The following is a 23,753-nucleotide window of genomic DNA, read 5'->3' as shown; positions in this document are numbered from 1 at the left end:
CCCACGCAGGAAGATCGTATATACCGCACATTGCCTTAGGAACGCATGACAGCGGCTTTGGTTGATGTCCATGGATGCCCCTTGTAGGAGCGCACTTGTGCGCGACAAGCCGGCAAAGCAGGGCGAGCGCCGGGATGGCCCTGGCCGTGGCGACCCTGTGTTTCTGCGGTCGCGCACAAGTGCGCTCCTACAGAGCGGGTGCGGAATGACACATGATGGAAGGGCGCAGCCTGATAGCTGCGCCCCGGATGTTGCCCTTACATCACACCCCTGGCTTGGGCGCGGCTCATTTCACGCTGCTCCCTGCGCTCGCGCAGCCAGTCGGAGAAGCGCTCCATGTAGAGGTAGATCACCGGCGTGGTGTACAGCGTCACCAACTGCGACAGCAGCAAGCCGCCGACGATGGAGACACCAAGCGGGCGACGCAACTCGGCGCCGATACCGTTGCCCAGCGCCAGCGGCAACGCACCAAGCATGGCCGCGGCGGTGGTCATCATGATCGGACGGAAGCGCAGCAGACACGCACGGCGAATCGCTTCGCGCGGCTTCATGCCCTCGCGCTGCGCCTCGATGGCGAAGTCGATCATCATGATCGCGTTCTTCTTCACGATACCGATCAGCAACACGATACCCACGATGCCATCCACTGACAGGCTCATGCCGCACAGGATCAGCGCCAGCAACGCACCGACACCAGCCGGCGGCAACGTTGAGATGATAGTCAGCGGGTGAATGTAGCTCTCGTACAGCACGCCCAGCACGATGTAGATCACCACAATGGAGGCGACCAGCAGTAGCACTTCATTGGTCAGCGAGGTGGAGAACTCCGCTGCCTTGCCGATGAACTGCCCACGCACCTGCGGCGGGAAGTTGAGCTGCTGCTCCACGTCGTGAATCGCCTTCACCGCCTCGGACAGCGAGTAGCCCGGCGCGAGGTTGAAGGAGATGGTCACCGCCGGCAGCTGTTGCTGATGGCTCACTACCAGCGGTGCATTGGTCACCTCGGCAGTGGCCAGCGATGCCAGCGGAATGGTGCCGCCCGCACCGACGATCACGCCGGTGTTGGCCACGCCCAGACCCGTGCTGGTGGACGAGTTGCTCGACGCCACCTGACCAAAGCTGGTGGCATTGCTGCCGGTCAGCGCGCCGCTGCCATTGCTCTTCACCGTGAGCTGGTTGAGCAATGCGGTACTGCTGCGGAACTGCGGCGCGACTTCCAGCACCACGCGGTACTGGTTGAGCTGGGTGAAGATGGTCGAGATCTGACGCTGACCGAACGAGTCGTACAGCGTGTCATCAATGGTCTGTACCGGCACACCGAGGCGACTGGCCTTTTCGCGGTCGATGGTGAGCTTGAGCGAGGTGCCCTGGTCCGCAAGGTTGTTGTCCACGTCGGACAGTTCCTTGCGCTCACGCAAAGCCTGCGTCATCTGCGTGGCGTAGCCGGAAAGCTCGGCCGAGTTCACATCGGACATCGAGTACTGGTACTCGGTGGCGGACACGCGCGTGTCCAGTGTCACGTCTTGCACCGGCTTGAGGTACAGCGCGACGCCCGGAATATCCGCTGCTTCCTTCTGCAGGCGCGCCAGCACTTCATCGAGGCCGTCACGATCACCGCGATCCTTCAGCACAATGCTGAGCTGACCCTGGTTGAGCGTGGGGTTGATTGAACCTGCCCCAATGAACGCTGCCACACCCGTCACCGCCTTGTCGCGACGCAACGCTTCGGCCACGGCCTTGGTGCGTTGCTCCATCTGCGGGAAGGCCACGTTCTGATCGGCCTGCACCACACCGGTGACAAGTCCGGTGTCCTGTTCGGGCAGCAGGCCCTTGGGAATCACGATGTACAGGAAGATGGTGAGCACCACCGTCGCGCCGGCCACCAGTATGGTGAAGCGCTGGTGGTTGAGCACCCAGTCGAGCGAGCTTTCGTACACGTTGACCAGACGCGCCCACCAGGTTTTCTTGCCCGCGGCGGCATGGCGCTCGTGCGCGTCGTCGCCTTCCGGCAGTGCGTCGGGCTTGAGCAGGTAGGCGCACATCATCGGCGTCAGCGTCAGCGACACCAGCATGGAGATGGCCACCGCAATGGTGAGCACCCACGCAAATTCATGGAACAGGCGACCCGTCACGCCCGGCATCAGCAGCAGCGGCAGGAACACCGCGATCAGCGACACGGTCAGCGACAACACGGTGAAGCCGATTTCCTTGGCGCCGATTTCAGCCGCTTCCTTGCCCTCCTTGCCCTGCTCGATGTAGCGCACGATGTTTTCGATCATCACGATCGCATCGTCCACCACGAAGCCAGTGGCCACGGTCAGCGCCATCAACGAGAGGTTGTCCAGCGACATGCCGGTGAAGGCCATCACGCCGAACGTGCCCATCAGCGAGAGCGGCACCGCCACCGACGGAATGATGGTCGCCCATAGGCGCCGCAGGAACACGAAGATCACCGCCACCACCAGGCAGATGGTGAGGATCAGGGTGAACTGCACATCTTCGACGGACGCACGGATGGTGATGGTGCGGTCGGCAAACACATCCAGATGGACGTCCGCCGGCAACACGGCGCGCAGCTGCGGCAAGATCGCGCGGATCTGCTCCACCGTCTGCACGATGTTGGCGCCCGGTTGGCGACGAATGTCGAGCAGCACGGCCGGCTTGCCATTGGCCCAGGCGGCGAGCTGATCGTTCTCCACGCCGTCGATCACGTTGGCGACGTCGGACAGGCGCACCGGCGCGTTGTTCCGGTACGCAATGATGGTGTTCTTGTACTCGGCGGCGTTGGCGAGCTGGTCGTTGGTGCCGATGCTGTAGGACTGCGTGGCACCGTTGAGCGTGCCCTTGGGCGCGTTGACGTTGGCTTCGGTGAGCGCGCTGCGCACGTCTTCCATGGTCAGGCCGAGGTTGGCCAGCTGCGACGGGTTCACCTGCACGCGCACGGCGGGGCGCACGTTGCCGGCAATGGACACCAGGCCGACGCCCTGCACCTGCGACAGCTTCTGCGCGAGGATCGAATCCGCATAGTTGTTCACATCACGCAGCGGCAAGCTGTCGGAGGTGAGCTTGAGCGTCAGGATGGGCGCGTCGGCCGGATTCACGCGGTTGTACACCGGCGGATACGGCAAGGTGCTGGGCAGCGTGCCACGCGCCTGGTTGATGGCCGCCTGTACATCCTGCGCCGCGATATCGATGTCGCGATCCATCGCGAACTGCAACACGATGGTGGACAGACCCGCCGACGAATCGGAGGTCATCATCGTCAAGCCGGAGATCTGGCCGAAGTTGCGCTCCAGCGGCGTAGTGACCAGCGACGCCATGGTCGAGGCGCTGGCGCCCGGATATTGGGTGGTCACGACCAGGCTGGGCGCGTCGATCTCGGGCAGCGCCGATACCGGCAGCTGGCGATAGCCGAGAATGCCGAGCAGCAGCACCGCCACCATCAACAGCGAGGTGGCAATCGGTCGGCGAATGAAGAGTGTGGAGAAGCCCATGGGTATGCCGTCGCGTTTAGTGACGGGCGCCAATCCGTGTGGCGCCCCGTGTCGTTGCTAAAGGGACGAGGTGCGCGTGGCGAGCGCGCGATAGCGTCGTCCCGCCGACTACTGGAGTGACACCCGTCACTCCACCCTCGCCTCTCGTCTCTCTACCGTCAGCCGCCGCGGCGACCGCCGCCCTGCTGACCCTTCTTCTTGGCCTTGTCGATTTCAGCCGCGGTCGGTGCCGCCGGCACTTCGCCGGGCTTCAGCGCCTTGACCTTGCTGCCCGGCTTGAGGCGGAACTGGCCTTCCGTGACCACCTGATCATTGAGCGCCAGGCCTGAACCGATCATCACGTGGCTGTCGCCCACTTCACCGGCGACCTTCACCGGATTCATCTTGACCGTCTGGTCCTGCTGCACGAGATACACGTAGTCGCCGTCGGGACCACGCTGCACTGCCTGCGCCGGAATCACCAGACCACCGTTCACCGTACGCACCTTCAGGCGCACGTTCACGAACTGGCCCGGCCACAGATCACCCTTGGGGTTCTGGAACACCGAACGCAGCTTGAAGGTGCCGGTGGTGGTATCGATCTGGTTGTCCACCACGTTGAGCTGACCGTCGTCGGCAATGGTGTGCGCGTCGGCGCGATCCAGCGCCAACACGTCCAGCGGATCATCGCCACCGGAAGCCTTGCGCACCATTCCCAGGTTCTGCTCGGGCAAGTTGAAGGTGACGTAGATCGGATGGATCTGCGTCAGCGTGACAATCTGCGACGTGGTGGTCACCACATTGCCCGGGTCCACATTGCGGATGCCGGCCACGCCGTCGATCGGCGAGACGATGCGAGTGAAGTCGAGGTTCACCTTGGCGGCGCGCACGTTGGCCTTGTCAGCCGCCACGCTGGCGGTGAGATTGGCCACGTTGTTGCGGAAGGTGTCCATGTCCAGCTGAGCCACATAGCCCTTGGCCACCAGCGCATCATTGCGCTTGAGCGTGCTCTGCGCAGTGGCAAGCTGGGCCTCGTCCATCTGCTGCTTCGCTTCGGCCTGGTCATAGGCGGCCTGGAACGGACGCGGGTCGATCTGCGCGAGCAGGTCGCCCTTCTTCACTTCCTGGCCTTCCTTGAAATGGATGCTCAGCATCTGGCCGCTGATCTGCGGATTGACCGTCACGGTATTGAGCGCCTGCACGGTACCGAGCGCGGTGAGATACACCGGCACGTCCTGCTTCACCACCGGCTCGACGGTAACCGGCACAGGTGTGTCCTGCCCGTCTTTCCCCTGGCCCTTTCCTTGAGGCTGATCGCCCTGCTGCGCCTGCGCGCCGTCCTCGGCACCTGGCTTGTGCAGCAGACGGAAGCCCAGGGCTCCCACCACGATCACGGCCAAAACGATCAGCGCGATCTTCCAAAAACGCGACATGAAAAACTCCCAGAATAGACGGCAGGTCACCCGACCTCACCGGCGCTGTATGGGTTCCCGAACCCAGCGCCTGACTTGTACGTCGAGTGAAAGGATAGGGTCAGTTCAACGGCAATAGACAATGCCAGTTGACATGGGTGCCCTATGACCGATGGCAGGGTTTTGCCAGCGTATCGCTTCAATATGAAGTAATTTGCATGAATACGGCTAGCCCAAAGCGCGACAGCACGCCGCTCGCAATCGACTAAACCTTGTCTCGCCGTTCGTCTATACTCACGCGCTTGCAGCCTGAACGTTTGCCAACCCGGCCTAACGGCCGTCCATAGATATGGAGTCATAGCGTGAGTGGTTCCCTGACGAAGTCCGACCAGAGCTTCATGCGCAGCTTCTCCCTGCTGATCGCCGGCCTGTGCGTGTTGACCCTGCTGCTGATCGGTGGCGCCTGGTTGATCTACGACCACGAGCCCAAGGAAGTGAACCCGCAAACCTCCGCCCAGGTGGCTGAGCGCATCGCCCCGGTTGGCGCCGTCTATGCCGGCGACACCGGCCGCGCCGCCATGCAGGCCGCCCAGGAAGCCGCCACCAAGGCTGCCGCCTCCCAGGTCGCCTACGGCGGCACCACCGACGGCAAGACCATCTACGACAACCTGTGCCACAGCTGCCACACCGCCGGCGTGGCCGGCGCACCGAAGCTGGGCGACAAGTCCAGCTGGGGTCCGCGCATCGCCCAGGGCATCGACACCCTGGTGAAGCATGCGATCGACGGCTTCAAGGGTCCGGATGGCAACATGATGCCGGCCAAGGGCGGCAACCCGGCGCTGACCGATGAGCAGGTGAAGGCAGCGGTGCATTGGATTGTGGATCAGGCGAAGTAAGGTCTGGCCTTTAGTTATTTTGGAAGCGCCGCCCATTGGGCGGCGTTTTCTTTTGCGCTTCCTGAAATGGATTGGTGTGCGCCTCGGAAATGAGGTGATATCGCAATCGGGCTCGCCTGCCGCGGGCGTCCGACCTCCTGCCGGAGGCCGGGTCACTTTTCTTTGCTTGCCCAAAGTCCCACGGGGATTAGCTTCGCGTCAAAAGTAACCAAAAGAAAAGGCACCCCCGCTTGGCGCTGGCCGATGAAGCCGGCCAGTCCGTGAGGGGCGGCCGGGCTTTTCGACAGGACATCCGTGTCCTGTCGAAAAGGGATCGGCATCCTTGCCGATCCCCCTGCGGGCCTTTTCGTCCACCCCTCACCGCCGCACAGGGGGCCCGACGATCAAGAGCGTCAGGCTCGCGCCGCTACGCGGCGCATCGCAATGCACGGCTTTTCTGTGGGAACGCACCCTGTGCGCGACTGCAGCGCAACAGCTTTACTTCAGTGGACGGTGGTCGGGTCATCGACCAATGAGGTAATGCCTTTCGCCGCGATCGCGCACAGGGTGCGCTCCCACAGAAGAGCCGGGCGCTGTGTCCCTGAGCGAGCCGCCGCTTTAAGTCCTCTCCGCATCGGCGCGTTGCGGTGTAGCCCCGAGGCTTGTCGTGCGATCGTGACGATCCGGGCTTCGCGGCCGCCAAGTCTTTTGTTCAGCACGACGCTACGACTACCTCGCTCTGGAGGCCGTTTTCTTTGGGTTACTTTTCTTTTGGGCCAGCAAAAGAAAAGTGACTCGAGCGCCGGCAGGCGATCGAAACGCCCGCCGCGTAGGCGGCACGCTGGCAGGGACGCCGCAATAAAGAGCCAAGAGCAAAGTCACTTGATCCCCGCTTTCGCGGGGATGACGGTGAGGGGCATTCGAAGGTGAAGGGGGGGCAAGCGTCCTCGCGAGCGCCCGACCTTTATCCCCTTTTCGGGGCTCACCCCAGCCCTCTCCCCGGCGGGGAGAGGGCGTAATTCGTGGCAATCCACCCCTCCGCAAACCCCTGCAACTGCGGAAAAAACACCTCAAACCTCCCCCGCAACTCCGCCTCCAACCCCACCAACACCGGCATCGCCTCCCCCACCGGATTCTCCCTGCGCAACCGGTGCGAAATACCATCCAACGCCGCCGCCAACTCCTCCGGCCGCGCATAACCTCCAGGCAACGCATGCGCATCCATGTAATGGCGAAACCGCAGCAGCGCCGGCGGCAACAACGACTCATGACGGCGCAACAACTCGCGCACGCCGGTGGAGTACGGCTCCAAGCCCTGTTCACTCCAGCGCGGAAAGTCGCGTGCAAGCAGATGATCGAACCACATATCCAGCAAGATGCCGCCATAACGGCGATAAGGCGTAGGCAGTAGCGAACGCGCCGCCGCCATTTCGGGGTGGCTGTCGGTGTAGACATCAATAGCGCGATGCAGCCGAATGCCGGCTACGAGGCCTGGCGGCAAGGCCGGATCAGGCTGGCCGTGCACGAAATCGCCCATCAGGCCGCCCAGCCGCAACAGCTCGTCATCGCCCGCCAGCAGCGTGTGCGCGAGGTGGTTCATACCCTGCCTTCCAAACGCCGGACACACGTGCCGGTTATCATCTTGGCCATGAACCCCGCCATACTCCCCACCCAACCCGACCATTTTCCGGGCCATGCCGCCAGCTTCGCGCTGGACGGGCCGGCCGGCAAGCTCGAGGCCGTCAGCGACGTGGCCGTGCCCGAAGAGGCGCGCCGCGGCACCGCCATCATCTGCCATCCGCACCCGCTGCAGGGCGGCACCATGCACAACAAGGTGGTGACGATGGTGGAGCGCGCACTGCGCGAATCCGGGCTGAATACGGTGCGCTTCAACTTCCGCGGCACTGGTGAGTCGGAAGGCACCTATGACCACGGCAATGGCGAGGGCGACGACCTGGCCGCCGTTGCCGCCTGGGTGCGCCAGGTGCGCCCCAACGATGCTCTGTGGCTGGCCGGCTTCTCGTTTGGCAGCTACGTCACCATCCGCAATGCCGTGCGCCTGCACGCCGACGCGCTGATCAGCATCGCGCCGCCGGCCGGTCGCTGGCCGTTCGAAGGCTTCCAGCTGCCCACCAGCCCCTGGCTGGTGGTGCAGGGCGAGGAGGACGAGGTGGTCGACCCGCAAGCGGTTTACGATTGGATCGACGGCATGAACAAAAAGCCCCAACTGGTGCGCATGCCGGAAACCACCCACTTCTTCCACCGCCGCCTGATGGACCTGCGCGGCGTCATCAAGCACGACGTACAGCACTGGCTACCGCCACTGCGGCAGGATTGATGCCGCTTTACCCTCCCCCATCCGTTCGATGTCCCGCGCCCCCGGCGGGATGGTCCAGAGTCTGCCGTACCCATGAGTGATACCCCCTTGCTCGCGCCCAGCGCGCGTTACCACGAAGGCGTCGTTGCGCACCGCTGGGAGTCCGACCCGGCCCAGCAGGCACTGCTGCCCGAGTTCGACCGCATGCATGCGGCGCTGGTTGCCTCGATCTCCAACGGCAACGGCGGCCTGTTTGGACGTCTGAAATCGCTACTTGGCAACGACACCCGCGAGGGCGTACCGGGCCTGTACCTGTGGGGCAGCGTAGGGCGTGGCAAAACTTTCCTGATGGATCTGTTCGTGGCCAGCCTTCCGCAAGGCATGGCACTGCGCCGCCACTACCACCGCTTCATGGGTGAAGTGCACGAGCAACTCCGGCAGCTGGGCGAACGGCAGGATCCGCTGATCGAAGTGGCGGCCAATCTCGCCTCGCGCTGCCGCGTGATATGCCTTGACGAGTTCCTGGTCAACGACATCGGTGACGCGATGATCCTTGGCACGCTGCTGCAGGCGCTGTTCGAGCGCGGCGTGACCTTGGTGACCACCTCCAACACAGCGCCTGCGAATCTCTATAAGGATGGTCTGCAGCGCGCACGCTTTCTGCCGGCCATCGCACTGATCGAAAAGCACTGCCGCGTGGTGCAGATGATCTCCTCGCACGACTGGCGTCTGCGCGCGCTGACGCAAGCAGCGGTGTATCAGACGCCGCCCGGCCCCGAAGCGGAGCGCGCTTTGCTGCGCATCTTCACCAGCCAGGCGGAAGGCGCGGTGCAGGACGGCGGCGAGATCACCCTCAACGAGCGTCCTGTCCCCGTGCGCAAGCGCGCCAAGAACATTCTGTGGTTCGAGTTTGCAGCGCTGTGCGAAGGGCCTCGTGCGGTATCGGACTATATCGAGCTGGCCAAGGCCGGCCCCACCATCATCATCTCAAATGTGCCGCAGTTCACCGTCTTCACTGACGATGCGGCGCGACGCTTCGTGCTGCTGGTGGATGAGTTCTATGACCGCCACGTGAAGCTCGTGCTTTCTGCTGCCGCGCCGATCACTGAGCTGTACGACGGTGAACGTCTGCGCGCGGAGTTCGGGCGTACGGAATCTCGATTGATCGAGATGCAGAGCGAGGAGTATCTGGCAAGTGAGCATTTGCCGTAACAGTGCCTTTCTGTAGGAGCGCACTTGTGCGCGACCGCAGCATCCCAACGCCCGGGCACATGAAGGGGCTGGTCGCGCACAAGTGCGCTCCTACAAAGAGCGGTTGGCTCCATTCTGAAACCGCTCCGCGCTGCTGCTAACGTGACATCTCCCCTTTAGCCGGAACCGCCATGCCCATCCTGCTCGCCCTTGCCTTGCAGCTAAGCCCCAGTACTGGTGTCGACTTCCACACCCGCATCACCCAGGCCAAGCTGGCCGAGGGCGCGGTGACCGGACCGGGCTACCAGAAGCAAATGTGGGATCGCATCGGCAATGTGACCACGGACGCGTACAAATCTTGCCTTGCCAGCAACACGCCAGCCGACAAAACGCCGTTCACGCTGGTCGCCGACGTACTTGTCGACGGACGCCTCACCCACATCGAGGTCCAGCCCGAAACACCGGTAGCCAAGTGCATGCTCGGTCAGTTCGCCAACTGGACCTTGCCTGCCCCTCCGGAGCAGCCCAGGCCCTATCCCATCGAGATCGACTTCAGCGTAAAGAAGTAGCCACACCGGCCGATCAGATCTGCAGGGTTTTACGTTACACATATCGCCTTTTGGCCTTCCATCTTTCACATTGCAGTCGCTCGCACCCCTGCAGTAGCCTCGCGTGAAGGAAACGGGACCTGAGGTCCCGGAGGGGATCATCGCGATGCGTACGACCACGGGATCGACCCCGGGGCAGCGCGCGGCCGGGCATCAGGAAACGTTGCCCGCCGTCGACCACACCCCATCTTTCGACGGAACGGCAGACGGTTTTGCCGTTCCCGGTTTCGATGCCGTTGTGCGTCTGGTGACCCGCTCGCTCGGCGTGCCGCTGGTATCGCTGATACTCCAGGGTGGCACCGCCTACTGGTTTGCCGACGGCAATGCGTTGCCGGCACAAGAGCCACGTGCACTCCATCCGCGCTATCTGGAGGCAGCGCGAAGCACGACGTCATTTGTCATCCCCGACACGCTGCTGGACGACGGATTCCGCGAAGCCGCGCTCGGACTCTCCGCCACGCCCGGGCCCATCCGTTTCTTCGCGAGCGAACCCGTCTGCACGCTCACCGGACAGCAGATCGGCGCGCTCTGCGTGATGGATCTGCGGCCGCGCGAGGGATTGAGCGAGAGCGAGCAAACGGCCCTGCGCGACGCCGCGTCACTGATTGGTGCGGGCGTCGTGCTGCGCAGCTATCTGGGTCGCACCGACCCCATCACCCAGCTGCCGCATCGCGACGCATTCTTCGATGACCTGCGCAAGCACCTGCATGACGATCATTCCCATGCGTGGGTGATCGCCATCGATGTAGCGCCCGTGCAACGCTTCAACGCATTCATTCGGGCGATGGGCCACATCTATGCGGATGAGCTGATACGCGCCGTCGCCCATCGCCTGCAAGGGTGGATACCACCTGATACTCACCTGTATCAGGTGGGCACCACTCGTTTTGCTGCCGTGCTGCCGGACCACCACATTCTCGACGACACTCGACGCCTGGACGATCTTGTTGCGTGCCTGCGTCGCCCATTCGATTGCCTCAGTATCCCGCTCACCATCCAGCCTGGCGTAGGTTTGCTGAAGATCAACGCAAGCGAGCTTCGCGGTGGCGATCCGCTGCGCCTGGTGATGAATGCCTCTTACGCGGCCCAGCACAGCGTGCGCGGCTGGGCGGTCTACAACCGCCTGCAGGATGAACATCAACGGCAGGAATTTTTCCTGGTGACCGAGCTGGCCGCCGCGCTCACCGATCGGACTGAGCTGGACTTGCATTACCAACCACGCGTGGATCTGGACAGTGGCCGTTGCGTCGGCGTGGAAGCGCTCGCACGCTGGCGCCACCCTACCCTGGGTTTGATATCACCCAACCAATTCATAGGACTGGCCGAACGCGCGGGATTGATGCATCTGCTGACGCAATGGGTGCTCGAACACGGTGTGGCGCAACTGGCCGCATGGCGACGGAGCGGCCACGACATCAAGCTATCGCTCAATGTCTCCAGCAGCGATCTTACGGCAGACCTGGTGGGGCGACTGCGCGAGGTTGCCGAACAACACAAGATCGGGCTTGATGCGCTGGAGCTGGAGTTCACCGAAAGCACGTTGATGGAACACAGCGCCACCACACGCAGGCACCTCGCGGCTATACGCGAGCTTGGCGCGGGCATCGCCATCGACGACTTCGGCACCGGCTACAGCAATCTCGCCGCGCTGCGGCAGATGCCCGCCACCAGTCTCAAGATTGATCAGTCGTTCGTGCGCGGCATGGGCACCAGCCGCCATGACGAGGCCATCGTGCGCTCGGTGGCCGAGCTCGCGCGCAGCATGGGCTTTCGGGTGGTGGTGGAGGGCGTGGAAACGCCACAGCTTTACGAGAGCGTGCTTGGCATGGCTTGCGACGAGGCGCAGGGATTTCATATTTCGCACCCGCTGCCTTCAACCGAGTTGCCCGCATGGCTTGAAGCCCATCGCGGTATGCCATCCCGGCAAGCCGTGCGCTGGCACGTCGATTGATCGCCCCGATCTCCCTGTAGGAGCGCACTTGTGCGCGACAACGGCGCCACGCCGCGGTCGCGCACAAGTGCGCTCCTACAAACGGGCGCCCCACGATGCGAGGGATAGGGTGCGCTCCCACAGGGAAGGCTTGGTAGGATCGGAAGCACCTCACGCGGAGACACCTCATGCGCCGTACTGTGTTTGCCCTCGCTCTCGCCACCGTCGCCGCTGGCTCGGTTCACGCCGCCGACACCACCCAACTAGTGCAGAACGAGCTTCCGCAAGTCACTGCCTGGCGTCGTGATATCCATCAGCACCCGGAGCTGAGCAACCGCGAGACGCGTACCGCCGCACTAGTGGCCGCTCAGCTGAAGAAGCTGGGCCTGGAAGTCCATACCGGCATCGCGCACACCGGCGTGGTTGGCATCCTCAAGGGTGGCAAACCCGGTCCCAAGCTGGCCATTCGCGCCGACATGGATGCACTGCCGGTCACCGAAGAAGTGGATCTTCCCTTCGCCTCCAAGGCCAAGGGTGAATATCGCGGCAAAGCGACCGGCGTCATGCACGCCTGCGGCCACGACGCGCACACCGCCATGCTGCTGGGTCTTGCGACCACGCTGGCCGGCATGAAGAAGGATCTCCCCGGTGAAGTCATGTTTGTGTTCCAGCCGGCGGAAGAAGGTGCCCCGGCAGGCGAGCAAGGCGGCGCATCGCTGATGCTCAAGGAAGGCGTGTTCCGCGACTTCAAACCCGATGCGATGTTTGGCATGCATGTAGTCAGTTCGCTCAACGTCGGCACGGTGGCCCTGCGGCCGGGCCCGACCATGGCCGGCTCGGACTGGTTCAAGCTGGTGGTGCACGGTCGCCAGACACACGGTGCGATGCCGTGGGGCGGCGTGGACCCCATCGTTACCTCGGCGGAAATCATCAGCGCCGCGCAGACCATCGTCAGCCGCAAGCTCAACATCGGCGATCAGCCAGCGGTGCTCAGCTTCGGTATCGTCGAAGGTGGCTCGCGCTACAACATCGTTCCCGACAAGGTGGAGCTGCAAGGCACGTTGCGCACCTTCGATACCGGCATGCGCCAGCAGGCCTTCGACAACCTCAAGAGCATTGCGGACCACATCGCCGCCGCGAATGGCGCCACGGTGGATGCGGAAATCCCCGTGGGCGACAGCAACCCAGTGCTGGTCAACAACCCCGCACTGGAAGCCCGCGTGCGGAGCAGTATCGCCACTGCCATTGGCAATGATCACGTGATCGAAGCGAAACCGTGGATGGCTTCGGAAGACTTCGCCTACTTCGCCAAGGAAGTACCCAGCGTCTATTTCTTTGTAGGGTCAACGCCTGCGGGACAAGACGCACTGAAGGCGCCGGCCAACCACTCGCCGAAATTCTTTATGGACGAAGGCGCGTTGAAGATCGGCATGGAATCGATGCTGCAGGCCACGCTGGATTACCTCAACACGCCTGCATCGTCATAAGCCAGCGCAAAAAAAGGGGAGCCGATGTTACTCGGCTCCCAAAGTGGCAGACACGCTGATATCGGTTTAATGCGTCACGTAGCTGGCCGTGAGCTGTACATTGGCAAAGGCTTTCACACCGGTCACACCCACGTACCAGACACCGGGCGTCGGTGAGGTCTGGATAACTGTCTCGTTATTGGTATTGGGTTTGACCGACGAAAAATCGGCATTGCTGCCATTGGCGGCTACCGGCATGCCCTGCTTTACGTACAACGACACGTCGCCCGTACCACCCAAGGTGCGAATGGTGAGGTTGGTGGCGTTGGCTGGCACCGTCAGGGCATACAGCGTGACGCTACCTGCAGCACCAGACACCGAGACCGGCACGCCACTGGTCAGCGTAGTCGGCAGCACCGTATCGGCGGGATTCAACGCAGCCTGCACGGCCGCATTCGCATCCACGATGCCCGCACCAAGCGGATAGCCCTCGTTCACCGGAAACACGCGCGCCGAGTCAAACAGCGCCTGCTGAATCTGTAACGGCGTCAGTGCAGGCAAGCCGGCGGCTTTCCCCGAATAGGTCATGCATGAAAGCGGGGCACGCTCCCCAGCGTGCCCCGTATCGCCTTACCAGCTGAAGCCGCCACCGACACCAACGGACGATTCCGAGCCCGACACCGAGGCACCGATGGAAACGGCCGCATGGTTGTTGTCGAAGGCGCGCTGATAGCCCACGGCGAACGCGCCCTGACCGTTGTAATTACCAGCGCCAAAGCCCACGCGGTTATCACCGGCAAGGCCCGAGGTATTTGCGGTCATCTGCGCCATCGCCGAACCCATCGCACCGACGCGATCCAGCCGTCGATTCACATCGGAGAACTGATCGTTCATCTGGTTGCGCAGATCGCTCAAGCCCTGGCTTTGCGCCGAAAGCGCCTGATTGGTGTACGCATTGGCAGCCTGCAAGGTCTGTTGCGCGCTGGCGTCGGTGTAGGTTTTAGCCGTCTGAATGGCCTGCGTCACCTGTGCGCTCACCTGACCCACATTGGCTGCATCGGTAGCGTTAACGCCAGCGGCCACGTTGGTGATCTGACGCTGAGTTGTTGCGCTACCCACCGACACCGTGTTCGCAACATTGGCCACCGAGCCCTGACCCAACGCCACCGAGCCCGCCGCCGTGGCTTGCGCAGCCTGACCCACCGCCGTGCCAGAAGCAGCCGTTACTTGCGCGCTTTCACCCACCGCCACTGCATTGGTCGCCACTGCCGCAATGGTGGTATTGGCGCCTACCGCCGTGCTGCCGTCGGCCTTCACTTGCGCATTGCCACCCAACGCCGTGTCGTTGGGGCCGGCGGCAAAACTGCTGCCACCGATGGCCGTACCATTGCTACTGCCATTGGCCTGTGCGCCGGAACCCATCGCCACGCTATTAGAGCCCGTTTCGGCGTCGATCTGTAAGCGTTGTGATGGGAAGCGCCCCAGTCAGGCGGCTGGGGCGCTTCGTAGTGCCACCCAGTACTTCTGTCACGGTCGCCTTACGCCAGGCATACGCATACTCAGGGCTTATATCGATCCAATGACCGCCCGGGGGATTTGCATGCGTCGTTTTTTCTATCTGCTGCTGGCTGGCAGTCTTGTGTTGTCGCCCTGTTCCATCTCGTTGGCCAAGGACGCGCCCACCGACAAGAAAACCAGCAGCAAGGAAGAGGACGCTCAGGCGCCTACCACCGAGACGGCGGTGCGCACCAAGCACAGTGTCAGTATCGGCGGTCACAACGTGGCCTATACCGCCACTGCGGGCACACTGATCATTCGGGATGAAAAAGGGCAGCCGCAGGCCAGCGTGTTCTACGTGGCTTACACGGTGGACAACGGCACGCCTTCGAGTCGGCCGGTCACCTTCCTCTATAACGGCGGCCCGGGCTCTTCCAGCATGTGGTTGCACATGGGTTCGTTCGGCCCGGTCCGCATCCAGACGGATAGCCCCACCGCAACCGCACCGGCGCCGTACAAGCTGGTGGCCAACAATGACAGCCTGCTCGACAAGACCGACCTCGTATTCATCGACGCGGTGGGCGCCGGCTATTCGCGCCCGGTGGGCAAGGCTGAAGGCAAGGACTTCTGGGGCGTCGATCAGGACGTCTCCGCGTTCAGCCGCGCCATTCAACGCTACGTGACGCTCAACAACCGCTGGAACTCGCCGAAGTTCCTGTTCGGCGAAAGCTATGGCACCACGCGCTCGGGTGCGTTGGTGGATGCGCTGCAGGACAAGGGCATGGCGTTCAACGGCGTGATCCTGATGTCGTCGATTCTCAACTATGGCGTGCGCAGCCCGGGCTACGACGAGATGTACATCGGCTACGTGCCGAGCTATGCGGCAGCGGCGTGGTTTCACAACAAGCTCGCCAACAAGCCCGGCGATCTCACCGCCTATCTGGATCAGGTGCGCGCCTTCGCCCGCGGCCCGTACGCCACGGCGTTGGCCAAGGGCCAGAACGTGCCGTCCGCTGAAGCGGATGCCGTGGCGCGGCAACTCGCCAGCTACACCGGCCTGTCGGCGGATTACATCAAGCAGGCCAATCTGCGCGTGGAGCCCGCACGCTTCCGCAAGGAGCTGCTGCGCAACGAACGTCGCACCATTGGCCGCTTCGACGCGCGCTTCGAAGGTATGGACGAAGACGCCGCCGGCGAAGTGCCGGACTACGACGCATCCGATGCGGGCATTAGCGGCGCCTTCATCACCGCCTTTCACGACTACATCGCCGGCCAGCTCAACTACCACAGCGATCTGGAGTACCGCCCCACCTTCGCCGATATCGGCAAGGACTGGGACTGGAAACATCAGGCCGCTGGCATCAAGCGGCCGTTGCAGACGGCCTATGTGGCCGGCGATCTCGCGCATGCGATCCGCACCAACCCGCATCTGCAGGTGCTGTCGGTGAACGGCTACTACGACTTTGCCACGCCGTTCTTCATCACGGAGTACGACCTGTCGCACATGAATCTCGAGCCATCGCTGCGCGGGAACGTGCATTTCCTGTACTACCCGTCGGGACACATGATTTACCTGAACACCGAAGCGCTGCAGCTGCTCAAGGGCGACCTGGCGCGCTACTACGACGCCACCCATCATTCGTGACAGGCTCCAAGGAACCCTCTGATATGCGCCAGCTCTCGCTTGCTTCTCTTGCCTTCGCCACCTTGCTCGCACTGGGCACACTGCCTTCGCACGCCGCCGACACGCCGCCCAAGACGTCGTCCGAACAGGGTGACAAGGACAAGAGCACCGACGAACAACCGGTTCCGCCCGAACGCAAGGTCGTGACCAAGCACAGCGTGCGCATTGGCGGACGCACGGTGAACTACACCGCCACCGCCGGCACCATGCTGATCCGCGATGACAAGGGCAAGCCGACCGTTAGCTTCTTCTACGTCGCCTATACGGTGGACGGCGGCAAGAACAGCAAGCGACCGGTGACCTTCTTCTACAACGGCGGACCGGGTTCGTCGTCGATGTGGTTGCACATGGGCTCATACGGGCCGGTGCGTGTGGCCAATGATGGCGACAAACCGATTCCGCCCGCGCCGTATCGCTGGGTGCCGAACGAAAGCAGCCTGCTCGACAAGAGCGATCTGGTCTTTATCGATGCGCCGGGCACCGGCTACTCGCAGCTGGTGGGCAAGACCGAAGGCAAGGACGTGTGGGGCGTTGAGCAGGATGCCGATGCCTTCACCCGCCTGATCAGCCGCTACGTCAGCACCAACAATCGATGGAACTCGCCGAAGTTCCTGTTCGGCGAAAGCTACGGCACCACGCGTTCGGCCGTGCTGGTGAAGTCGCTGCAGGATAAGGGCATGGAGTTCAACGGCGTCATTCTGATGTCGTCGATTCTCGACTTTGCAGTGGCCGCGCCCGGCATCGATCACGGCTACATCATGAACCTGCCCACCGAAGCCGCCATTGCCTGGTATCACAACAAGGTGCCGAACAAACCGGCCGATATCGGGACCTTCCTCGCCGAAGTGCGCCGCTTCGCGGCTGGCGACTATACGTTGGCGCTGGCGAAGGGTGACGCCATCGACTCTGCCGAGGCTGATCGCATTGCCAATCAGATGAGTCGCTATCTCGGCATATCGCCACAGTACATTAGGGCCGCCAACCTTCGCGTGGAGCCAAGCCGCTTCCGCAAGGAACTGCTGCGTGACCAGCGCCTGACGGTGGGACGTCTGGACGGCCGTTTCCAAGGCATCGACCCGGATGCAGCTGGCGAACTGCCCGATGGCGACACCGCCAGCGATGCCATCACCGGAGCTTACGTGGCGATGTTCAATCAGTACACCGCCAATGAGTTGAAGTTCACCAGCGACCAACCCTACCTGCCCAACAACTACGCCAATGTCGGCAAGAATTGGGACTGGAAGCGCAAGAAGAACGGTGGCTGGCTGCAGGCCACCTACGTCGCCGACGACCTGGGCGGCGCCATGCGGCGCAACCCGCACCTGAAGGTGTTCTCGGCCAATGGTTATTACGACTTGGCCACGCCTTTCTACGCCACCGAGTTCGATCTGAGCCATCTGGGCTTGGAGCCGGCGCAGCGCAAGAACATATCGTTTGGCTTTTACCCCTCCGGCCATATGATCTATCTGGATCAGCCGTCGTTGGAACAAAGCAAGGCTGATATGGCCCGTTTCTACGATGACGCCGCTCCGTGAACAAACTTCCGCCAACCACCACTGAAGACACCAACGAGCAACCGCTTGACCCGTCGCGACGCCGCCTGCTGGGCGGCCTAGCGCTGACCGGCGCCGCGCTGGCGCTCGGGAGTCGCGACGCGCTCGCCGCTGCAACAACGCAGGCCACCGCTACACCACTAGACACTGCGTTGCGGCAGCACATTCAGAGGGTGGTGGTGATCTATGCGGAGAACCGCAGCTTCAACAATCTGTTCGCTAATTTCCCCGGCGTCGAGCATCCGCTCAGCGCGTTGAAGCCGGAGCAATTTCAGCAGCGCGACCGCGACGGCTCACTGCTGAAAACGCTGCCGCCGGTATGGCATGGCGTGGCGCCGCACAAGCAGACAGTGAACCACCGTAGCTATCAGGTCATGCAGGAAGACATTACTGGCCTGTCCAACGCGCCGTGGGCACTGCGCACGGGCAGTGGCGAGCCGTTGCCGCATGGCGTGGTGACGCGCGACCTTGTGCATCGCTTCTACGATAACCAGCAGCAGATCAACGGCGGCAAGAACGACGGCTTCGTGGCCTGGGGCGACACCGGCGCCATGGTGATGGGCTACTACGGCGATAGTGCCGCCCATCTGCGACTGTGGCAGCTCGCGCGCCAGTACACGCTGTGCGACAACTTCTTCATGGGTGCGTTTGGTGGCTCGTTCCTCAACCACCAGTATCTGGTGGCAGCGCAACCACCGTTCTACCCGAATGCGGACCAGAGCCCCGCCCGCTTCAACATTGCCGTGACCGAAAGCGGCAAACCCACCGACACGCGTCTGAAGCTCGCGGATGATTCACCGAAGAGCGCGATGGATGGCCGACCGAAATTTGCTTCACGCAGTGCATTGACGCCGGATTTCTTCGCCGTCAACACCATGTCGCCGCCATATGCACCCAGCGCCACCGAATCGGGCAGTAACCCGAGTCTGGCCGATTCCGATAGCCCCAATACGTTGCCTCCACAGGAACACAAAACCATCGGCGATGTGCTTTCCGCCGGCGGCGTGGATTGGGCATGGTACGCGGGCGCGTGGCAGGCAGCACTGGACGGCAAGGGTGACGGCGACGAGAAGCAATTCCCACAGCGGCCCAATTTCCAGATGCATCATCAGCCGTTGAACTACTTCAAAAGTTTTGCGCCAGGTACCGACGCGCGCGCCAAGCACCTGCGTGATGGTGGCGTTGGTGAAACATCGCAGACCAATCGCTTCCTCGCCGACATCGAAGCCGATCGTCTGCCGACGGTGAGCTTCTACAAGCCGCAGGGCGACCTCAACATGCACGCCGGCTATTCGGATGTGGATGCCGGCGATCGCCACATCATGCACATCGTGGATGCACTGCAGAAATCGCCGGCATGGAAGCACACCCTGGTGATCATCACCGTCGACGAGAACGGCGGCTGGTGGGATCACGTGGCGCCGCCGAAAGGTGATCGCTGGGGGCCGGGTTCGCGCATTCCGGCCGTCATCGTGTCGCCATTTGCCAAGAAGGGCCATGTCGACCACACCATCTATGACACCGGCTCTATCGCCCGCTTCCTCACGCGCCGCTTCGGGCTGGAGAAACTTCCCGGCCTCGCCATGCGCGAACAGGCGATGGTGGCTGCCGGCGGGCCGGCGCCTGGCGACCTCACCAACGCGCTGACGTTCGAAAGCTGAACGCACAGCATGGGGTGCGCAGTGATGGCGCGCACCCCGAACGGCTTACTCACAATTCGGGTGAGATAATGCGGGCCTTCGTTCAAGGAGAGAGCTTCGCCATGCGCCACACCCGCCTGATGCTTACCGCCCTCATCGCGCTTGCCGCCGCAACCGCCGCCCACGCGCAGATCGGCCTCGGCCCCATCACCAACCAGGTTCAGAACGCGGTAAAGAACTTTGACATCGCCGACAAGAACAAGGATGGGCTGTTGACGAAGGAAGAAGCCGATAAGGGTCCGGTGCCCTTCATTCGCGCGCATTTTGATGAGATCGACAAGAACCATCGTGGCGTGGTGTCCAAGCAGGATGTGGCGGACTACATCCGCGCGCTGCAGAACGGTCAGCGGCCGGCACCGGCGGCGGCGCCGGCACCCGCTGCGACGACGCATTGATTCCGTGTCCTCGCGGGGCGCACCCGCGAGAGATCCACCGCCCGATGTTCATCCCAGCCTACGCTGGGATGACGGCTCATTTGGGATGGTGAGGCAAGATTGCCCCCTCTCCCCAGCCCTCTCCCTCAAGGGGAGAGGGAGTAAGAGCGGAGAGCCAAGAGCAACGCCGCCCTGCTTTAAGCCCTCTCCGCTGTGGCGCGTTGCGGTGTAGCCATACCGCGTGTCGGGCGATCGTGACGATCCGGGCTTCGCGGCCGCCAAGTCTTTTGTTCAGCACGACGCTACGACAACCTCGCTCTTGAGGCCATTTTCTTTGGGTTACTTTTCTTTTGGGCCCGCAAAAGAAAAGTGACTCGAGCGCCGGCAGGGGATCGAAACGCCCGCCGCGTAGGCGGCACGCTGGCGGCAGCTCTGAAACCAAGCGCAAAGTCACTGGATGACCAGCCATTCGGCTGTTGAAAAGCGCCTCCAGCCTTCGCCGGGATGACGGTAAGGGGAACACGCGCTTTTTTTTCGCGAGCACGCACCTCTACCCGGGGGGCGAGCAAAGGACACCAGCGCCCATTTGCCAAACCTAAGCCGAGATGACGATCAAGCGCCGACGGTGACCATCCACACCCGCGGCCACCCACCCTCCAGTGGCATACTCGACCTTCCTGCTGATGGAGTTTGCCCCGATGCGCCCGTTCCACGCCCTTGCCCTCGGCGCCCTCATGCTGCCGCTGAGCGCCTTCGCCGCCGACCCCCATTCCTACGCACAGCCCGACCAGGTCCGCGTCACCCACCTGGATCTGCAGCTGAATGTCGACTTCCCGCACCAGCAGCTCGATGGCAAGGCCACGCTGACGCTGGATTGGAAGAACCCGAAGGCCCAGTCGCTGGTGCTCGACACGCGCGACCTGAAGATCGCCAGCGTCGAAGGTATCGACAAGGCCGGCACCGCCAATGCGCTGAAGTTCGCGCTGGCGCCGAGCGACAAGGAACTGGGCAGCAAGCTCACCATCGCCACGCCGCAGCAGCCGGCGAAGGTGCGCATTGTCTATACCACCTCGCCGAATGCATCGGGCCTGCAGTGGCTGACGCCGGAGCAGACCGCCGACAAGAAGCTGCCTTTCATGTTCTCGCAGTCCGAATCCATCCACGCGCGCTCGTGGGTGCCGCTGCAGGATTCGCCGGCGATCCGCTTCACCTATGACGCCCGCGTTACTGCGCCCAAGAATGTGCGCGTGGTGATGAGCGCGCTCAACGACGCCAACCACCCGCTCGACGGCAATTTCAGCTTCAGCCAGCCGCATCCGATTCCGTCGTATCTACTCGCCATTGCGGCGGGTGATATTGCGGCGAAGGAAACGGGCCCGCGTTCGGCCGTGTATGCCGAGCCGAGCATCGTCGGCAAGGCGGCGAAGGAGTTCGAAGATACCGAGAAGCTGATCAAGACCGCCGAATCGCTGTACGGCCCGTATGCCTGGGGTCGCTACGATCTGCTGGTGCTGCCGCCGTCTTTCCCGTTTGGCGGCATGGAAAACCCGAACATGACCTTCGCCACGCCGACCCTGCTGGTGGGCGACAAGAGTCTGGTCTCGGTGATTTCGCATGAGCTGGCCCACTCGTGGTCGGGCAACCTTGTGACCAGTGCCGCGTGGCGCGATATCTGGCTCAACGAAGGTTTCACCACCTATGTGCAGGGCCGTATCACCGAAGCCGTCTACGGCAAGACGCTGGCTGATGAGGAAGCGCTGATCTCTGCGCGCGGCCTCGAGAAGAACCTCAAGGACATGCCGGAGAACGCGCAACGTCTTGCACCGAAGCCCGGCATCGGCGCGGACGATTCGATTTCCGAAGTGCCCTATGACAAGGGTTCGTGGTTCCTGCGTACGCTGGAGCAGCGCTTCGGTCGCGAAACCTTCGATGCCTACCTGAAGGATTACTTCGCACACTTCGCGTTCCAGAGCATCACCACGGAACAGATGCTCGACTACCTGAAGGCCAATCTCTTCGACAAGCATCCCGGCAAGATGAGCTGGGATGAAGTGAAGCAGTGGGTGTACGAGCCGGGCATTCCCAAGAACGCACCGCTGCCGGATTCGCCGCGTTTTGACGCCATCGACAAAGAGCGTGCGTCGTTCCTCGCCGGTTCGCTTGCGGCCGACAAGCTCGATGCGAAGGGCTGGAACACGCAGGAGTGGATGTACTTCCTCGACGGCCTGCCGGACGTGACGCCGCTGGACAAGATCAAGCAGCTCGACGCCGCATGGCATCTCACCGGCACGCCGAACGCCGAGATCGGCATGCGCTGGTATAGCCATGCCATCGCCGCCGGCGACAAGGACGTTTGGCCTGCTGCCGCCGAACACATGACCCGCATTGGTCGCCTGTACCTCACCATGCCGCTGTACCGGGCCTTCGTGAAGACGCCGGAAGGTCTTGCCTATGCACAGCAGGTTTATGACAAGGCCAAGAGCGGTTATCACCCGCTGACGCAGCAGGCGGTGGAAGCACTGTTCGACAAAGCAAAGAAGAAGAACGGCAAGTAAGTCGTGCGCGCCCTGCCTTGCAAAAGGCGGGGCGCGTCGCCATCGATGGTTGCGCCCCGAACCCGTGATATCACCATGACACCTGCATCGACGACACCCAAGCCGCCCACCTCCGCTCGCCCCTTGTGGCAACGACTGGCCCTACGCCGACTCAAGTTCCTCGGCTTCATTGCCGTGTTGCTGGTCGTGGTACTGGGTGGCTCTTACCTGTTCGCCCCGCAGTGGCTGATGCAGGCCGACATCAAGCGACAGGCGATGGCCGCGCACGTCGACGAGCACTCCGTGCAGGTCGGCGATACCAAATGGGTGTACTTCGAAGGTGGCCAGGGCCCGACCCTGATCGTGCTGCACGGCTTTGCCGCCAGCAAGGAAGTGTGGCTGAAACAGCTCGAGCTGCTGACGCCGCATTTTCACGTGATCGCGCCGGACCTGCCGGGCTGGGGTGAATCCAGCCGCGTCGAAGGCGCCAGCTACAACATCGATGCGCAAGTGTCGCGACTGCAGGGTTTCGTCGAAGCATTGGGTCTGAAGCACTTCGTGCTTATCGGCCATTCAATGGGCGGTGCCATCGCCGGTATCTACGCTGCCGAGCATCCGGAGCACGTCGCCGAGTTGGCGCTGCTTAGCTCATTTGGCCTGAAGACCGACGAGAATGACTTCTCGCGCACGGCCAAGTCCGGCAAGAACGTGTTTGTGTTCGACAACCGTGAGCAATTTGCCCAAGCCACGTCGTGGGCTTTTGCCAAGCCGCTGGATATCCCCGGTCGCTTCCAGGATGTGCTGATCAGGCGCAACCAGAAGGACCGCGCTTTCATCGAGCACACCTTCAACGAGCTGCGTGATCCTTCGCAATACCTGTCCCTGCAGAACCAGCTCGACAAGCTGAGCATGCCGGTGCTGGGCCTGTGGTGCCATGACGACAAGATCATCGACATCTCGGCACTCGACAGCCTGCGCAACGGCCTCAAGAACGCCGCCGCCATCAGCACCAGTACCTTGAGCGGTTGCAATCACATGCCGATTCTCGAGAAGCCGGAAGAGACGGCGCGTATCCTGACGTCGTTCGCCCTTTCGCATTGATGGTGACCGCCTGATCCAGGCGCGGGTCGCGCACAAGT

Annotated in this window: 16 protein-coding genes and 1 pseudogene; 12 read left to right on the top strand and 5 right to left on the bottom strand. The window is 62.7% G+C overall.

Translation table 11 applies throughout. The features are described 5' to 3' along the window. Positions 1–257: 257 nt before the first annotated feature. Both AC0GUR_RS19285 and AC0GUR_RS19280 read right to left on the bottom strand, forming a co-directional pair. The gene (locus tag AC0GUR_RS19285) at positions 258–3,494 is read right to left on the bottom strand and encodes an efflux RND transporter permease subunit (RefSeq protein WP_472879130.1); all 3,237 of its coding nucleotides are present in this window, start codon (positions 3,492–3,494) and stop codon (positions 258–260) included. A gap of 158 nt (positions 3,495–3,652) precedes the next feature. After that, on the bottom strand, positions 3,653–4,906 hold the full coding sequence (locus AC0GUR_RS19280; RefSeq protein ID WP_472879129.1) for an efflux RND transporter periplasmic adaptor subunit: 1,254 nt from the start codon (positions 4,904–4,906) through the stop codon (positions 3,653–3,655). Between the two features lie 353 nt (positions 4,907–5,259). Here AC0GUR_RS19280 and AC0GUR_RS19275 point away from each other — a divergent pair, with 353 nt between their 5' ends. Continuing rightward, positions 5,260–5,781: a c-type cytochrome gene (locus AC0GUR_RS19275; protein ID WP_472879170.1), complete on the top strand. Its 522-nt coding sequence runs from the start codon at positions 5,260–5,262 to the stop codon at positions 5,779–5,781. A 961-nt stretch (positions 5,782–6,742) separates the two neighbouring features. Here the strand turns inward: AC0GUR_RS19275 and AC0GUR_RS19270 are convergent. Continuing rightward, complete coding sequence (locus AC0GUR_RS19270; RefSeq protein ID WP_472879128.1) at positions 6,743–7,360, bottom strand: acyl carrier protein phosphodiesterase; 618 nt, start codon at positions 7,358–7,360, stop codon at positions 6,743–6,745. 48 nt (positions 7,361–7,408) lie between these two features. Here AC0GUR_RS19270 and AC0GUR_RS19265 point away from each other — a divergent pair, with 48 nt between their 5' ends. The 5 genes from AC0GUR_RS19265 (at position 7,409) to AC0GUR_RS19245 (ending at position 13,293) form a co-directional block, all read left to right on the top strand. Further along, positions 7,409–8,098 (top strand): alpha/beta hydrolase, encoded by a 690-nt coding sequence (locus AC0GUR_RS19265; RefSeq protein ID WP_472879127.1) that lies wholly within the window; start codon positions 7,409–7,411, stop codon positions 8,096–8,098. 72 nt (positions 8,099–8,170) lie between these two features. Beyond that, positions 8,171–9,289: a cell division protein ZapE gene (zapE, locus tag AC0GUR_RS19260; protein ID WP_472879126.1), complete on the top strand. Its 1,119-nt coding sequence runs from the start codon at positions 8,171–8,173 to the stop codon at positions 9,287–9,289. A gap of 170 nt (positions 9,290–9,459) precedes the next feature. Further along, entirely contained in the window at positions 9,460–9,837 is a 378-nt protein-coding gene (locus tag AC0GUR_RS19255) for a peptidase C13 (RefSeq protein WP_472879125.1), read from the top strand. Between the two features lie 145 nt (positions 9,838–9,982). After that, positions 9,983–11,827, top strand: a complete 1,845-nt coding sequence (locus tag AC0GUR_RS19250) for a sensor domain-containing phosphodiesterase (protein ID WP_472879124.1) — start codon at positions 9,983–9,985, stop codon at positions 11,825–11,827. 167 nt (positions 11,828–11,994) lie between these two features. Next, the gene (locus AC0GUR_RS19245; RefSeq protein ID WP_472879123.1) at positions 11,995–13,293 is read left to right on the top strand and encodes an amidohydrolase; all 1,299 of its coding nucleotides are present in this window, start codon (positions 11,995–11,997) and stop codon (positions 13,291–13,293) included. A gap of 66 nt (positions 13,294–13,359) precedes the next feature. Here AC0GUR_RS19245 and AC0GUR_RS19240 read toward each other — a convergent pair whose 3' ends face one another. Both AC0GUR_RS19240 and AC0GUR_RS19235 read right to left on the bottom strand, forming a co-directional pair. Continuing rightward, a complete protein-coding gene (locus tag AC0GUR_RS19240; protein ID WP_472879122.1) occupies positions 13,360–13,860 on the bottom strand; it encodes a PPC domain-containing protein in 501 nt (166 codons plus the stop codon). 42 nt (positions 13,861–13,902) lie between these two features. Further along, positions 13,903–14,658: pseudogene (locus AC0GUR_RS19235) on the bottom strand (YadA-like family protein); the annotation flags it as partial. A 214-nt stretch (positions 14,659–14,872) separates the two neighbouring features. On the opposite strand from AC0GUR_RS19235, the gene AC0GUR_RS19230 reads away from it, so the two are divergent. The 6 genes from AC0GUR_RS19230 to AC0GUR_RS19205 all read left to right on the top strand — a co-directional run bounded on the left by AC0GUR_RS19230 (position 14,873) and on the right by AC0GUR_RS19205 (position 23,715). Beyond that, positions 14,873–16,414: a S10 family peptidase gene (locus tag AC0GUR_RS19230; protein ID WP_472879121.1), complete on the top strand. Its 1,542-nt coding sequence runs from the start codon at positions 14,873–14,875 to the stop codon at positions 16,412–16,414. A 23-nt stretch (positions 16,415–16,437) separates the two neighbouring features. Next, a complete protein-coding gene (locus AC0GUR_RS19225; RefSeq protein WP_472879120.1) occupies positions 16,438–17,988 on the top strand; it encodes a S10 family peptidase in 1,551 nt (516 codons plus the stop codon). Beyond that, a complete protein-coding gene (gene acpA / locus AC0GUR_RS19220) occupies positions 17,985–19,667 on the top strand; it encodes an acid phosphatase (protein WP_472879119.1) in 1,683 nt (560 codons plus the stop codon). Before AC0GUR_RS19225 ends, acpA begins: the two co-directional genes overlap by 4 nt. 101 nt (positions 19,668–19,768) lie before the next feature. Beyond that, on the top strand, positions 19,769–20,101 hold the full coding sequence (locus AC0GUR_RS19215) for an EF-hand domain-containing protein (protein ID WP_472879118.1): 333 nt from the start codon (positions 19,769–19,771) through the stop codon (positions 20,099–20,101). Positions 20,102–20,778: 677 nt separating this feature from the next. Continuing rightward, positions 20,779–22,635, top strand: a complete 1,857-nt coding sequence (locus AC0GUR_RS19210; protein ID WP_472879117.1) for a M1 family metallopeptidase — start codon at positions 20,779–20,781, stop codon at positions 22,633–22,635. A gap of 75 nt (positions 22,636–22,710) precedes the next feature. Beyond that, entirely contained in the window at positions 22,711–23,715 is a 1,005-nt protein-coding gene (locus AC0GUR_RS19205; protein ID WP_472879116.1) for an alpha/beta fold hydrolase, read from the top strand. Positions 23,716–23,753: the final 38 nt, after the last annotated feature.

It is taken from the genome of Dyella sp. PARNA 12/25, from assembly GCF_055702865.1.
Note: the sequence above shows the minus strand (reverse complement) of the source record. Positions and strands in the feature narration are given on the sequence as shown.